Source organism: Streptomyces sp. NPDC005496 (assembly GCF_042872045.1).
Lineage (GTDB): Bacteria > Actinomycetota > Actinomycetes > Streptomycetales > Streptomycetaceae > Streptomyces.
In genome coordinates, this window is sequence record NZ_JBIAJQ010000001.1 from 252,886 (window position 1) to 266,207 (window position 13,322).

General features: G+C 71.8%; 13 protein-coding genes and 1 pseudogene. 8 read left to right on the forward strand and 6 right to left on the reverse strand.

The genetic code is table 11. The annotated features are described in order from the left end of the window. The first annotated feature begins 52 nt into the window (after positions 1 to 52). Positions 53 to 715, forward strand: a complete 663-nt coding sequence (locus tag ACFYQQ_RS01310) for an HAD family hydrolase (RefSeq protein WP_355794267.1) — start codon at positions 53 to 55, stop codon at positions 713 to 715. On the opposite strand, the gene ACFYQQ_RS01315 is transcribed toward ACFYQQ_RS01310, so the two are convergent. Continuing rightward, a complete protein-coding gene (locus ACFYQQ_RS01315) occupies positions 696 to 1,913 on the reverse strand; it encodes a transcriptional regulator (protein WP_388902799.1) in 1,218 nt (405 codons plus the stop codon). The two genes, ACFYQQ_RS01310 and ACFYQQ_RS01315, sit on opposite strands and share 20 nt — an antisense overlap. Before the next feature lie 192 nt (positions 1,914 to 2,105). Here ACFYQQ_RS01315 and ACFYQQ_RS01320 point away from each other — a divergent pair, with 192 nt between their 5' ends. Further along, positions 2,106 to 2,498, forward strand: coding sequence for a hypothetical protein (locus ACFYQQ_RS01320; protein WP_355793813.1), 393 nt, complete (start codon positions 2,106 to 2,108; stop codon positions 2,496 to 2,498). A 183-nt stretch (positions 2,499 to 2,681) separates the two neighbouring features. Here ACFYQQ_RS01320 and ACFYQQ_RS01325 read toward each other — a convergent pair whose 3' ends face one another. Together ACFYQQ_RS01325 and ACFYQQ_RS01330 are read right to left on the reverse strand one after the other, a co-directional pair. Further along, complete coding sequence (locus ACFYQQ_RS01325; RefSeq protein ID WP_355793811.1) at positions 2,682 to 2,849, reverse strand: hypothetical protein; 168 nt, start codon at positions 2,847 to 2,849, stop codon at positions 2,682 to 2,684. Positions 2,850 to 2,864: 15 nt separating this feature from the next. After that, a complete protein-coding gene (locus ACFYQQ_RS01330; RefSeq protein ID WP_355793809.1) occupies positions 2,865 to 3,104 on the reverse strand; it encodes a helix-turn-helix transcriptional regulator in 240 nt (79 codons plus the stop codon). A 227-nt stretch (positions 3,105 to 3,331) separates the two neighbouring features. Here ACFYQQ_RS01330 and ACFYQQ_RS01335 point away from each other — a divergent pair, with 227 nt between their 5' ends. Further along, positions 3,332 to 3,586: a hypothetical protein gene (locus ACFYQQ_RS01335; RefSeq protein WP_355793807.1), complete on the forward strand. Its 255-nt coding sequence runs from the start codon at positions 3,332 to 3,334 to the stop codon at positions 3,584 to 3,586. A gap of 6 nt (positions 3,587 to 3,592) precedes the next feature. Next, positions 3,593 to 3,763 (forward strand): annotated as a pseudogene (locus ACFYQQ_RS01340) (chitinase); the annotation flags it as partial. 106 nt (positions 3,764 to 3,869) lie between these two features. Here ACFYQQ_RS01340 and ACFYQQ_RS01345 read toward each other — a convergent pair. Together ACFYQQ_RS01345 and ACFYQQ_RS01350 are read right to left on the reverse strand one after the other, a co-directional pair. Next, positions 3,870 to 5,207, reverse strand: a complete 1,338-nt coding sequence (locus tag ACFYQQ_RS01345) for a 6-phospho-beta-glucosidase (RefSeq protein WP_356166316.1) — start codon at positions 5,205 to 5,207, stop codon at positions 3,870 to 3,872. Positions 5,208 to 5,241: 34 nt separating this feature from the next. Then, entirely contained in the window at positions 5,242 to 5,367 is a 126-nt protein-coding gene (locus tag ACFYQQ_RS01350) for a hypothetical protein (RefSeq protein WP_355784189.1), read from the reverse strand. A 260-nt stretch (positions 5,368 to 5,627) separates the two neighbouring features. On the opposite strand from ACFYQQ_RS01350, the gene ACFYQQ_RS01355 reads away from it, so the two are divergent. The 3 genes from ACFYQQ_RS01355 (at position 5,628) to ACFYQQ_RS01365 (ending at position 10,133) form a co-directional block, all read left to right on the forward strand. After that, complete coding sequence (locus ACFYQQ_RS01355; RefSeq protein WP_388902805.1) at positions 5,628 to 6,416, forward strand: IclR family transcriptional regulator; 789 nt, start codon at positions 5,628 to 5,630, stop codon at positions 6,414 to 6,416. A gap of 148 nt (positions 6,417 to 6,564) precedes the next feature. After that, positions 6,565 to 8,385, forward strand: a complete 1,821-nt coding sequence (locus tag ACFYQQ_RS01360; protein WP_355784192.1) for a long-chain fatty acid--CoA ligase — start codon at positions 6,565 to 6,567, stop codon at positions 8,383 to 8,385. A 341-nt stretch (positions 8,386 to 8,726) separates the two neighbouring features. Then, entirely contained in the window at positions 8,727 to 10,133 is a 1,407-nt protein-coding gene (locus tag ACFYQQ_RS01365) for a glycoside hydrolase family 16 protein (RefSeq protein WP_388902808.1), read from the forward strand. A 51-nt stretch (positions 10,134 to 10,184) separates the two neighbouring features. Here the strand turns inward: ACFYQQ_RS01365 and ACFYQQ_RS01370 are convergent, their stop codons facing one another. Further along, complete coding sequence (locus tag ACFYQQ_RS01370; RefSeq protein WP_355794181.1) at positions 10,185 to 11,084, reverse strand: AraC family transcriptional regulator; 900 nt, start codon at positions 11,082 to 11,084, stop codon at positions 10,185 to 10,187. A gap of 146 nt (positions 11,085 to 11,230) precedes the next feature. On the opposite strand from ACFYQQ_RS01370, the gene tkt reads away from it, so the two are divergent. After that, the gene (gene tkt, locus ACFYQQ_RS01375; protein ID WP_356166326.1) at positions 11,231 to 13,306 is read left to right on the forward strand and encodes a transketolase; all 2,076 of its coding nucleotides are present in this window, start codon (positions 11,231 to 11,233) and stop codon (positions 13,304 to 13,306) included. The last annotated feature ends 16 nt before the right edge of the window (positions 13,307 to 13,322 follow it).

Consider the following 13,322-nt stretch of genomic DNA (forward strand, 5'->3'; position numbering starts at 1 on the left):
ATCGCCTTCGGGCGGTGGGGGCCCTTTCGTCATGCCCGGGTACTCTGCCCGCATGATTCGCGCTGTGATCTTCGATGTCGGTGAATGCCTGGTAGACGAGACTCGCGAGTACGGCACGTGGGCCGACTGGCTCCGGGTCCCGCGGCATACGTTCCATGCGATGTTCGGCGCCGTCATCGCCCAAGGCCGCGACTACCGCGACGTGTTCCAGGAGTTCCAGCCGGGCTTCGACCTCTACGCCGAGCGCGATGCCCGCGCGGCGGCCGGCAAGCCGGAGACCTTCGGCGAGGACGACCTCTACCCGGACGTGCGCCCGATGCTGGCGCAGCTCCGCGCGGACGGATTGTGGCTGGGCATCGCCGGGAACCAGACCGTCCGGGCCGGCCGCATCCTCCGTGAGCTGTTCACGGACGACGTCGACCTCATCGGCACGTCCGATGACTGGGGCGCGAGCAAGCCGGACCCTGAGTTCTTCCGCCGCGTCGCCGAGGTCGTGCCTTTCGACGCGGATGAGATGCTGTACGTCGGGGACCGCGTCGACAACGACCTCCGCCCGGGCGCCGCCGCCGGCATGCACACTGCACTCGTGCACCGCGGCCCGTGGGCGACGATCCAGTGGCGGACCGAGGAAGCGGAGAAGCTCCCCACCTTCCGGGTGGAGAGCCTCCTCGAACTGTCGCCGCAGATCGCCGAGTTCAACGAGCGAGCGCGCTGACGGTCGTCGACCAGCCGTACAGCCGGTCATCGAGGTCCCGCACACACTGCTCGTGCTGGTGCGGCGCCAGCGCGCGCCGCACCTCCCGGACTCGGTCCATGCCCGTCGCGTACCAGGTGCGCTCCAGCTGCTCCAGCGCGCGCACTGCGTACCCGCACGCCGCCTCGGGGTCCCCGGCCGCAGCCTCGACTGCGGCCAGGTCTCCGAGGATCACGGTCGTTTGTTTCTCCCCGGTCGGAGCGAGCGCATCGAGGACACCGAGGAGCGTCTCCCGGGCTTGCGGCAGATGCCCGGCCCGCAGCTGGGTGTTGCCCTTGAACGCAGCGAGCCGAACAGCGCTGAACCAGTCGAGCCACTCCGGCACCGGCGCCTCGGAGCCCCCCGCGAGGATGTCCTCGGCGTGCCCGATCAGGTGCAGCGCGGTCCGGGTGTGCCCACACCTCGTCTCGCACTCCGCCTCAACCGCGTCCAGCCACGCCAGGAGCTCCGCCGGAGCCGCGCCACGCCGGGCGTAGGTCCGCGCGGCGACCATCCGCTCGACGGCCTCCTCCCGCCGGCCTTCCCACCCGGGGATGAACGCCGTGTGCGCGAGGACCGCGGACCCGAGTAGATGGTCGTCCGCCTCGCCCGCGGCCTGGAGCGCACGGAGCCACGTCTGCCCGGCCCGTTCGGGTTCCCGCATGTCGAAGAACTCGATGCGCCCGGCCAGCAGCCACGTCTCAGCGAGGGCGGCCGCGGTCCGCGCGCGGGTCTGGCCGGCCGTCTCGGGGAGGAGGGCGCAGCCGAGGGTTGCGTGGGCAAGGGCGGCCGGGTGCAACGTAGTCGGGGCGACCGACCAGTACAGGCGTCGGTGCGACCGGGTCACCACCTCGAAGTCGTCCGCGACCGTGGCAGGTTGGATGGTCGTGGACTTCGTGGGTACGACGGACAGCCCGACAGCCGCCGCGAGCGCGCTACGCCGACCCGGCACGGGCGCGCTGCCACCGGGTGGGGTGAATCCGAGAGATTCAAGATCCTGCCCGAGGAGCCGCGTGAGAGCCTGGCCTACCTCGGCCTGCGGCCACGGCGGGGTCGCGGATTCCCACCGTCGGACCTGCCGGACACCGACCTTCAGGGCCTCCGCGAGAGCCTCCTGATTGCGGTAACCGGCCGCGATCCGGGCTGCCTTGAGCCGCTGGTTCCCTGCGGGCGTGGACACTGCTGCACCTCCGTATGCGGGCCTGCGGCAAGTGTCCCCGCAGGCCCTGCATCTGGCTAGTTGTCACCCTCACGGCCGCAACAAAGTCCTGTTTGCTGACGGCAAGAGTCCTGTTCAAGTCCTCGGAAAGCGGAATCGCTGGGGCCACGCTGGTGGACACCTGATCGCGACGGCGCTTTCGAGGAGACATCCATGCCGACCACACGCCCCTTACGAACCTCCGCGGGGTGCACGCTGCACTCGGCCGGCCAGGAGTGGGACGCGGTCCGCGTGCCCCGCAGCATCGGGCTCGCCGCAGTCCAGATCCTCGGCACGCGGTGCGGCGCTGTCGTCGAGGACTCCCACAGCGCGGCGCTGTACTACTTCGTGACGCCCGGAAGCGCGGCGGCCTGGGACGCCGACAACGTGCGCGTCCTCGGCGACGGTGCGACGGTGACGATCCCCCCGGCACGCCGGACGCAGGGGCCGGGCCCGCACTGGCGGGTGTGCCCGGGCGACAGCAACTGGCTCACCGACGCCGCCGCACTGCGGGCCGCGATCGAGGACGCGTTCGGCCCCCGGTTCGGCGAGGAGCCCAGCGCATGACCGCCGCCATGCCCACGCCTGCTATCCGTAAGGTGCCGCCGGAAGTCGAGGCCGCGTACCGGCGCTTGCTGGATCACGCTGCGCGTTGCGGGCGGTGCAGCGAAGCGCCCCGCGAGTGCGTCGACGGGCGGACGATCCGCGCCCGACTGCGGGAGGCCCGCCGGTGATCTGCGCCCGTTGTGATCAGCCGATCCCGCCCGGCCAGGGCCGCACGTACTCCGTCGACTCGGCGTCGTCCGCGCGAGCCGACGTCACCATCCACGCCGAGTCGTGCCCGAACCCCATGAGACCCCCGCTGCCCGGCAGGGACCGGTCCAGGTAGCGGGAGCTGGCGGCCTGCCGCTTGCCCAATACGCGGCAGGCCGCTCAGCGCATGTCGTTCACCAGGTCCGCGAGCGGCACGTCGAGGACGTGCGAGATGCGAAGCAGAGTGTGCAGCGTCGGATTGTGGCGGCCCGCTTCGATGCGCTGGAGGACGTCGCGGCTGATGCCGGCGTCGAGGTAGACCTGCTCTTGCGTGTAGCCGAGCCGTTTGCGGTGGTCTCGGATGCGGTCGCCGAGGACGCGGCTGCGCTCGGCGAGCCAGTCGTCGTCGGGTGGGTGCACTCGACAAACAGTCGAGGGAAGATCATCATAAGTCAGCCTGATGTATCAGGCATTTGGTACCCGACTCCACATCCCGGAACAAAATAAAACACACGTTCGAGTGATCCTCAGTTTGACTATTGTCCAACCATGATCCGTCAGCGATCATTACGTGCGCAGTCAAACAACCCTCGAACCAGGCCCACCGCGGTACCCCACGCCCGCGGCCTCATTGCAAGGCGAACCACATGGACCCGCAGCAGCAGCCCCCCGCACCCCAGCGCCCCGCGCTCACGGCCCTGCAGCAAACACGCATCGAGTACGCCCGCAGAGACCTCGACTACGCCCGGTCCGAAGACCTCGCGCAGCTGGAAGCCGGCGGCCTCATCCTCATCATCGAGCGGCTCCGTGGTCGGCTCGACGACGTGCTGAACCTCGTGTGCGAGATCCACGCAGACGCGCCCGGCGCCGCTCCGGACGGGCCCACCATTCACCACCCGTAAACACGTTTGTGGACCCAGATCCGCGACTGGGCGAACTCGCACCACATCGCCCGCCTCGCGTTCTGGTCGGTCAACCGTGACCGCCCCTGCCCCGGCGGCGGCGTGACCAGCAACTGCTCCGGCATCAGCCAGAGCAACTGGCAGTTCACCTCCATCACGGCCGGGTTCACCGGCTGACGCACGGGACACGCGGGACGTGGGGGCATCCGGCCGGCGGCCGGGTGCCCCCACACGCGTGTCCGCGCCACCGGTGACCCGGATACCGCGGCGGCTCGGACCGCGGCTACTTCAGGTAGGCCAGGCCCGGATGGGCCTTCGTGTAGCCGTCGACGAGGCGGTGGGCCACGTTGACTGAGTCCACCAGGGGGTGCAGGGCGAAGGCCTTGACGGCGGTGGCGCGCGAGCCGGACTCGGCCGCGGCGAGGACCTCCCGCTCGACCGCCTTGACCGAGCAGACCAGACCCGTGGCGTGGTCCGGCAGCGGGTCGACGGCCACCGGGTGCGCCCCGTTGGCGTCGACCAGGCACGGCACCTCGACGACGGCCTCCGCGTCGAGGACGGCGAGGGTGCCGCGGTTGCGGACGTTGAGGATCAGCGTGGTCCGCTCGTCGCGGGCGATGGCCCGCATCAGGGCGAGGGCGACCTTCTCGTAGCCGCCCGACAGGTCGTCGGCGTCGCGCTCGCCGGCGCCCGCCGCGTCCCGGTTCTCGGCCATGTACGTGGCCTCGCGCTCGGCCCGCGTACGGTCCCAGGCCGCCAGTGCCGAGGCCTGCGGGCGCCGCATCTCCTCGTAGAACGCCGCCTGCTGGTCGCGCAGGAAGGCGCCGCGGGTCTTCTTCGCCTGCTGGTAGGCCCGTACGGTCTCGCGGTTGAAGTAGTAGTAGTGCAGGTACTCGTTCGGGATCGCGCCCAGGGACCGGAGCCAGTCCACGCCGAAGAGCTTGCCCTCCTCGAAGGAGCCGAGCAGCCCCGGATCGGCGAGCAGGCGCGGCAGTTCGTCCCGGCCCCCGACGCGCAGACCCCGTACCCAGCCCAGGTGGTTGAGGCCGACGTAGTCGATCCAGGCCTCCCCCGGGTTCGCGCCCAGCACGCGCGCGATGCGGCGGCCGAGGCCCACCGGGGAGTCGCAGATGCCGATCACCCGGTCGCCGAGGTGCCGTGACATGGCCTCGGTGACCAGGCCGGCGGGGTTGGTGAAGTTGATGACCCAGGCGTCGGGGGCGAGCCGGGCCACGCGGCGCGCGATGTCCACGGCGACCGGCACGGTCCGCAGCCCGTACGCGATGCCGCCGGCGCCCACGGTCTCCTGGCCGAGGACGTCCTCCGTGAGGGCGACCCGCTCGTCCGCCGCGCGCCCTTCGAGACCGCCGACGCGGATCGCGGAGAACACGAAGTCGGCACCGCGCAGCGCGTCGTCGAGATCGGTGGTGACCGTCACCACGGGGGCGTCCGCGCGTCCGGCCGCCTGCTCGGCCAGGACCCGGGCGACGGCCGACAGCCGCTCCGCGTCCAGGTCGTGCAGCACCACATGGGTGACCCGGCCCGCGGCCCGGTCGCCCAGGAGCGCCCCGTACACGAGCGGCACCCGGAATCCGCCGCCTCCCAGAATCGTCAGCTTCACACCACGCCCGCCTTTCCCGGCTCTCCCGCCACGATCACCCGTACGCCCGTTCCGCGGAGGGGAACCGCGTCGGCGCGTCGATCGCCGTGTCCGTCTCTACCACGTCGAGCCCTCCGACGCCGCAGACCTGCGCCGGAACGGCCGCGGGAGAGTGCGTCATGCTGGGTCCGTACACGTACCGCCGCGTGCCCGTCCGGCAGGGGTACGCGTCCGCACGACCGCCCCGGTCCCGGGTCACGCGAAGCCGCCCGGGCCATGACCAGGGAGCCCGCCATCGCCCGCCAGCCGCAGCCGCAGCCGACGAACTTTGTTCCCGTCGACCCCCGAGCCGTGCTTTCTCCGGGAGTCGGGGCCGTGCCCCGCCGCGAGCACACGCCGTCGCGGCGGGTCGCGGGGACCGGACTCGGCTGACCCGACGCCGTGACCGCCGACGCCGTGCCGCCCGCGTCCGCGCCCGGACGCCTCCTCGCCGTGCTGGCCGCCTTCGACCGCGAGCACCCGGCGCTGAGCCTCTCGGACATCAGCCGGCGGGCCGGGCTGACCCTCACCACGACGCACCGGCTCGTGGGCGCCCTCACCGAGTGGGGCGCCCTGGAACGCGACCCGGGCGGCGTCTACCACGTGGGCCTGCGGCTGTGGGAACTCGCCGCCCTCGCGCCGCGCGGACCGGCGCTGCGGCAGATCGCGCTGCCGTACCTGGAGGACCTGTACGAAGCGACGCACGAAAACGTCCAGTTGGCGGTCCGGGACGGCTCCGAGGTCGTCTACACCGAGTGGCTCTCGGGGCGTTCCGCGGTCGGGGTCCGCATCCAGGTGGGCGCCCGCTGGCCCCTGCACGCGACGGGGGTGGGCCTCGTGCTGCTCGCCCACGGGGACAGCGCGTCCCAGGAGGCGTACTGCGCGGGTCCGCTCGCCTCTTTCACGCCGTACACCCTCACCGACGCCGAGCGGCTGCGCCGGATGCTGGCCGAAGTGCGGCGCACGGGCGTCGCGGTGAGCAGCCGTCAGGTCACCGAGGACGCGTTGTCGGTGGCCGCTCCGGTGCGCGGACCTGGCGGGGCGGTCACGGCGGCGGTGTCGGTGGTGGTGCCCCAACAGGACGCGCAGGTGGCGGCGTTGATCCCGGCGGTACGGCTGGCCGCGCGCGGCATCTCCCGGGCCCTGGGCTGGCAGCCCGCCCCGGACACGGCGGACCGGACCTCGGAGTGACGGCGAGGAGTCCCGAACGAGCCAGCCTGACAACGGAGTTCGGCCGGTGCGGTGCCGGGCGTTGACCGGCCCGGACGCCGCTCCTACTGTCCGAGCGAGCGCCGACCAGCCTGCCGACGACCCCGCCGCAGCCCGCCAGGAGGCCGACATGACGCAAGCCCCGCGCATCGCCGAAGACCCGTCCGAGCCGTGGACCGTGCCCGAGCTCGTGGAGCGCAACGCCCGCCTCCACGCCGACCGGCCCGCGCTGTCCTGGCAGGAGCCCGGCACCGAGGAGTGGAGCACCCTGGACTGGGCCGGGGTACGGGACCGCACGACGCGGCTGGCGGCCGGGTTCGCGGCACTCGGCGTCGGCCGGGGCGACCACGTGCTGCTCATGATGGCCAACCGGCCCGAGCACTGGCTCTGCGACCTCGCGCTGGTCCGGCTGGGCGCGGTGCCGGTCAGCGTGTACGGGACCTCCGCGGTGCCGCAGATGACGCACATCGCCCGCAACTGCCGTGCCGAAGTGGCCGTGGTGGAGGGCGCCGCCGAGGTGGACCGGTGGACGGCGTTGCTGGACGACGCGGGCACCCCGCTCACCCGGCTCGTCGTGGTGGAACCCGGGAGCGAGGGCACCCACCTGCCGTACGCCGCCCTGCTGAACGAACCGGTACCGGAGGAGTTCGGCAAGTCGCTGGACGCGTCCCGCCCCGACGACCCGGTCACCGTCGTGTACACCTCCGGCACCACCGGCGAGCCCAAGGGCGTGGTGCTCACCCACCGGCAGGTGCTGGCGAACGCCCGCGCCATCGAGGGTATCGTCGAACTCCCCCCGCAGACCGAGCACATCAGCTATCTGCCGTTCGCCCACATCGCGGAGCGGATGCTGAGCCTGTACGTGCCCTGCCTGCGCCTCGCCCACGTGTACCTCTGCCCGGATCCGCAGCATGTCGCCGGGGCCGTGCGGACGGTGCGCCCGGCGCAGTTCTTCGGGGTGCCGAGGATCTGGGAGAAGCTGGCCGCGACCGTGCGGACCGGACTCGCCGCCCTGCCCGCGGAACAGCGGGAGGCCGTCGAGGAGGCCACCCGGGTGGCACGGGAGTACGTCGGCTTCCTGGAGCGCGGCGCGGAGCCGCCGCCCGACGTCGCCGCGGCCTACGACCGTGCGCGGGAGCGGGTCCTGGTACCGCTGCTGGCCGTCGGGGGGCTCGACCGGGTCACCTGGGCGGCCAGCGCCTCGGCGCCCATGCCGATCGACGTGGTGCGTTTCTGGGCAGGCTTCGGGATCGTCGTCATGGACGCCTGGGGGATGACGGAGACCGCCGGTGTGGCCACGGCGAACAGCCCGCGCAGCGGGTTCCGGCTGGGTTCCGTCGGGCGTCCCGTGCCGTCGGTGGAGATCCGGGTCGCCGAGGACGGCGAGCTGGAGGTGCGCGGCGAGTCGGTCTTCGCCGGCTACCTCCGGGAGGACGGCGAGGTGGTGCCCGCCGTGGACGAGGAGGGCTGGCTGCGCACCGGTGACGTCGGCCGGGTCGACGAGGACGGCTTCGTCTGGATCACGGACCGCAAGAAAGAGTTGATCATCACCTCGACGGGCAAGAACGTCTCCCCGGCGCTGGTGGAGAACGCCCTCAAGGAGCATCCGCTGATCGGGCAGGCCCTCGTGCACGGCGATCACCACTCGTACCTGGTCGCCCTGCTCGTGCTGGACCCGGAGACGGCTCCCGCGTGGGCGGCGGCGCACGGCGTCGAGGCGGGGCTCGGGCCGGACGCCCTGGCGCGGCATCCCGTCGTGCGGGCCGAGGCGGACCGGGCGGTCGCCGCCGCCAACTCCCGCCTGAACAGGACCGAGCAGGTCAAGCGGTACGAGCTGCTGGCCGAGGAGTGGGGCCCGGCCACCGGTGAGCTGACCCCGTCGCTGAAGATGCGGCGCCGTGTCATCCGCGAGAAGTACGCCGCAGCGCTGGCGGGCCTGTACGAGGACTGACCCGGCCGACGCGGGCGGCCGCACCGGACCTGCCGCCCGCCCCCACGCCGCCTACCCGCCCGCTTGGCCGCCAGCCCGCCGCCCGACCCGGAAACGGAGGACTCCGGCGCGGGAAACGGAGGCCGGTTCAGGTGCGGAGCCCGGCCCAACTCACGGGAGGCGACCGCGCGTTCCGGCCCGCGTCCCGCCTTCACACCTTGAACTCCCGCTCCCCGTAAGGGTTTTCTCGGCTTGACCTCTTGACGGTTGGACCACCGGAGAGCACATTGGCCGCGCAGCTCCTTGAGAGCGCTCTCAAAAACACCCGCGCACCTCACTCCGTACCTGAAGAGGGCACCCCCATGAGTGAAACGTCCGGCACACCCGGCAGACGCGCCCCACTGCGGCGCGTGCTCATCGCCGTGTTCAGCACGCTCAGCCTGGCGGCGGCGGCAGCCACGGCCGCCACCCTCCCCGCCAACGCCTCCGCTCCCCCGCCCCCCTCCGGCTGGTCCCAGGTCTTCGTCGACGACTTCACCGGCGCCGCCGGCACGGGCGTCAACACCACCAACTGGCAGTACACGACCGGCACCAGCTACCCCGGAGGTCCCGCCAACTTCGGTACCGGCGAGATCGAGACGATGACGAGCAGCACCGACAACGTCTCCCTCGACGGTTCCGGCAACCTGCGGATCACCCCGCGCCGCGACTCCTCGGGCAAGTGGACCTCCGGCCGCATCGAGACCCGGCGCACCGACTTCCAGCCCCCGTCGGGCGGCAAGCTGCGCGTCGAGGCCCGTATCCAGATGCCGAACGTGACCGGCCCCGCCGCCAAGGGCTACTGGCCCGCGTTCTGGATGCTCGGCGCGCCCTTCCGGGGCAACTACTGGAACTGGCCGGGCATCGGCGAGCTGGACATCATGGAGAACGTCCAGGGCCTCAACACCGAGTGGGCCACGATGCACTGCGGCACCTCCCCGGGCGGCCCGTGCAACGAGACGTCGGGCATCGGCGGCAACACCCCCTGTACGGGCACGACCTGCCAGGCCGGGTTCCACACGTACGCCGTGGAGTGGGACAAGTCCACGAGCGTGGAGGAGATGCGCTTCTACCTCGACGGCGTCAACTTCCACACGGTCAAGGCCAACCAGGTCGACGCGACCACGTGGACGAACGCCACGAACCACGGCTACTTCATCATCCTGAACGTGGCGATGGGCGGCGGCTTCCCGGACGCGTTCGGCGGCGGCCCCGACAGCGGCACCGAACCGGGCCACCCGATGGTCGTCGACTACGTGCAGGTGCTGCAGGCCGCCGGCGGCGGCGGTGGCGGCACCACCCCGCCCCCGTCCGGCAACCGGGACGCGTACAGCGCGATCCAGGCCGAGTCGTTCGACGGCCAGGGCGGCGTGAGCACCGAGACGACCACCGACTCCGGCGGCGGCCAGAACATCAGCGCGATCGGCAACGGCGACTGGGCGCTCTTCAAGGGCGTCAACTTCGGCTCCACGGCGGCCAGGCAGTTCTACGGCCGGGTCGCCAGCGGCGCGGCGGGCGGCGTCAGCGGTCTGGTCGAGGTCCGCCTGGACAGCCGTACGAACACGCCGGTCGGCAGCTTCGCCGTGGGCAACACCGGCGGCTGGCAGAGCTGGAAGACGGTCCCGGCGAACATCACCGGCGTCACCGGCACGCACGACGTCTATCTGACCTTCAGCAGCGGCCAGCCGGCCGACTTCGTGAACGTCAACTGGTTCGACTTCGGCCACTGACGGCGAAACGGCACGGGTACACGGGAGGGGCGGGCCACGCGGCCCGCCCCTTCAGCGCAGCTCCAGCCGGAACTGCGCCGGGGTCTGTTCCGTGTGCTGCTGGAAGAACTTGGAGAAATTGGCGGCGTCGGGGAAGCCGACGGCCGCGCCGACCCGGCCGATGGGCATCTCCGTGTGCGCGAGGAGCCGCTTGGCCTCCAGCGTGACCCGCTTGTCGATGAAGCCCTTGGGTGTCTCCCCGGTCGCCGCGCGCACCGCGCGGACCAGGGTCCGGCGGGAGTAACCGAGGGCGTCGGCGTAGGCGCTGACGCTGTGGTTGGTGGCGAAGCCCTCCTCGACCGCGTCCCGGAACCGGGTGAAGGTGGTGTCGCTCCGCCCCTGCGCCGCCTCGGCCGAACTGGCCGCCAGATGGGCCAGCCTGAGCAGGAACGCGGTCAGCGAGTGCCGCAGCACCGAGGTGTGCAGGCTGAGCGGCAGCGTGGCGGTGTCGACGTACTCGCGCTCCAGCTGGTCCAGGGAGTGCCGCAGGGCCGCGAGTTGTGCCGCGTCGGGCCGCAGCAGCGGCGGCTGGTCGTAGCGGTAGAGCCCGGTCGCCTCGACGGTGGCGCGCGGCAGGAAACCCGGTTGCATGGTGAGGGCGGTCCCGCGGTACCCGTTCGTACGGGAGAAGCGGTGGACCTGGCCGGGACGGATCCAGAGCAGCTCTCCCGCGGCGGCCTCGTACTCGGCGAAGTCGATCATGTGTCGGACGGGGCCCTCGTGGAACAGCATGACGACGTGGAAGTCGATGCGGTGCACGCGGTCCAGGGGTGCGTCCGCGTGCCAGGCGCGGCCGGTGCCCATGGGCCCGACCTGCATACCGACACCGGAGACGCTCAGGTCGACGGGGAAGGGAAAAGTCTTGATCCCGTCCTGCTCCCGGCTGCCGTCTCGGGTTGTTCTGTCCGCCATGTCCTTCTCGCGTCGGCTCGGTCCCGCACTCGCTGTCCCACTTTCACCGAAGGCTGACACAAGGGCACCTTCCCCGGCAAAAGTCAGACTTTTAAGTTTGAACACGTCCGAGCAGTAATCCCGCTCTCGCAGAGGACTTCTTGAAGATGAGCACGCAGACCTTCGACGGCTTCGAATGGACCGATCTCGACCGGCGTGCCGTCGACACCGCCCGCCTTCTGGCGGCCGATGCCGTGCAGCAGGTCGGAAACGGACACCCGGGCACCGCGATGGCGCTCGCCCCGGCGGCATACACCCTCTTTCAGAAGGTGATGCGACACGACCCCGCCGACCCGGAGTGGACGGGCCGCGACCGCTTCGTGCTGTCCCCCGGCCACACCTCGCTGACCCTCTACACCCAGCTCTTCCTGTCGGGCTACGAACTCGGGCTCGACGACCTGAAGGCGTTCCGCACGCACGGCTCGAAGACGCCCGGTCACCCCGAGTACGGGCACACCGCGGGCGTCGAGACCACCACCGGACCGCTCGGCCAGGGTGTCGCGAACGCCGTCGGCATGGCGATGGCCGCCCGCTACGAGCGCGGCCTGTTCGACCCCGAGGCCCCGGAGGGCGAGTCCCCCTTCGACCACACCGTCTGGGCGATCGTCTCGGACGGCGACCTCCAGGAAGGCATCTCCGCCGAGGCGTCCTCCCTGGCGGGCCACCAGAAGCTCGGCAACCTCGTCTTCGTCTACGACGACAACCACATCTCGATCGAGGGCGACACCGCGACCGCCTTCTCCGAGGACGTCCTGAAGCGCTACGAGGCCTACGGCTGGCACGTCCAGCGGATCGAGCCCGGCGCCGACGGCGACATCGACGTGCACGCGCTGCACACGGCGCTCCGGCAGGCACAGGCCGAGACCGGGCGCCCCTCGATCATCGCGATGCGCACGATCATCGCCTGGCCCGCGCCGAACGCCCAGAACACGGAGGCCGCGCACGGCTCGGCGCTCGGCGCGGACGAGGTCGCGGCCACCAAGCGCGTCCTCGGCTTCGACCCCGAGCGCACCTTCCAGGTGGAGCCGGAGGTTCTCTCCCACGCCCGCGAGGCCCTGGACCGGGGCGCCGAGGCGCACGCCGCCTGGGACAAGCGGATCGCGGAGTGGCGCCTCGCGCAGCCCGAGCGCGCGAAGCTCTTCGACCGCGTCGTGGCGGGGCAGCTCCCCGAGGGCTGGGAGAGCGCGCTGCCGGTCTTCGAGGAGGGCACCTCGGTGGCCACGCGTGCCGCCTCCGGCAAGGTGCTCCAGGCCCTCGGCGGTGTCATCCCCGAGCTGTGGGGCGGCTCCGCCGACCTCGCCGGCTCGAACAACACCACGATCGACAAGACCAGCTCCTTCCTGCCGAAGGGCAACCCGCTGCCCGAGGCCGACCCGTACGGCCGCACGATCCACTTCGGCATCCGCGAGCACTCCATGGCCGCGGAGATGAACGGCATCGCCCTGCACGGCAACACCCGCGTCTACGGCGGCACCTTCCTGGTGTTCTCCGACTACATGCGCAACGCCGTCCGCCTCTCCGCCCTCATGCAGCTCCCGGTGACGTACGTGTGGACGCACGACTCCATCGGCCTCGGCGAGGACGGCCCCACCCACCAGCCCGTCGAGCACCTCGCCTCGCTGCGCGCCATCCCCGGCCTCAACGTCGTCCGCCCCGCCGACGCCAACGAGACCGCGATCGCCTGGCGCGAGATCCTCCGCCGGCACGCCGCCGCCCCCGCCCCGCACGGCCTCGCGCTCACCCGCCAGGGTGTCCCGGTGTACGCGCCGAACGAGGACGCGGCCAAGGGCGGCTACGTGCTGCGGGAGTCCTCCACCGGCACGCCCGACGTGATCCTCGTCGCCACGGGCTCCGAGGTGCATGTGGCCGTCGAGGCGCGCGAGCGGCTCGAAGCCGAGGGGGTCGGCACCCGGGTGGTGTCGATGCCGTCGGTGGAGTGGTTCGAGGAGCAGTCCGCGGAGTACCGCGAGAGCGTCCTTCCGCCCTCGGTGAAGGCCCGCGTGGCGGTCGAGGCCGGCATCGGCCTGACTTGGTACCGGTATGCGGGTGACGCCGGACGCATCGTCTCCCTGGAGCACTTCGGCGCCTCCGCCGACGCCAAGACCCTCTTCGCCGAATACGGCTTCACCGCCGAGAACGTCGCCTCCGCCGCGCGGGAATCACTCGCCGCCGCGCGTGGTTGATCCCGTCGCCAGAAAG

Coding starts and splice junctions, on each gene's coding strand:
- ACFYQQ_RS01320 (WP_355793813.1), top strand. CDS start 2,106: ATGCCGACCACACGCCCCTTACGAACCTCCGCGGGGTGCACGCTGCAC.
- ACFYQQ_RS01360 (WP_355784192.1), top strand. CDS start 6,565: ATGACGCAAGCCCCGCGCATCGCCGAAGACCCGTCCGAGCCGTGGACC.
- ACFYQQ_RS01370 (WP_355794181.1), bottom strand. CDS start 11,084: ATGGCGGACAGAACAACCCGAGACGGCAGCCGGGAGCAGGACGGGATC.
- ACFYQQ_RS01310 (WP_355794267.1), top strand. CDS start 53: ATGATTCGCGCTGTGATCTTCGATGTCGGTGAATGCCTGGTAGACGAG.
- tkt (WP_356166326.1), top strand. CDS start 11,231: ATGAGCACGCAGACCTTCGACGGCTTCGAATGGACCGATCTCGACCGG.
- ACFYQQ_RS01350 (WP_355784189.1), bottom strand. CDS start 5,367: ATGACGCACTCTCCCGCGGCCGTTCCGGCGCAGGTCTGCGGCGTCGGA.
- ACFYQQ_RS01365 (WP_388902808.1), top strand. CDS start 8,727: ATGAGTGAAACGTCCGGCACACCCGGCAGACGCGCCCCACTGCGGCGC.
- ACFYQQ_RS01335 (WP_355793807.1), top strand. CDS start 3,332: ATGGACCCGCAGCAGCAGCCCCCCGCACCCCAGCGCCCCGCGCTCACG.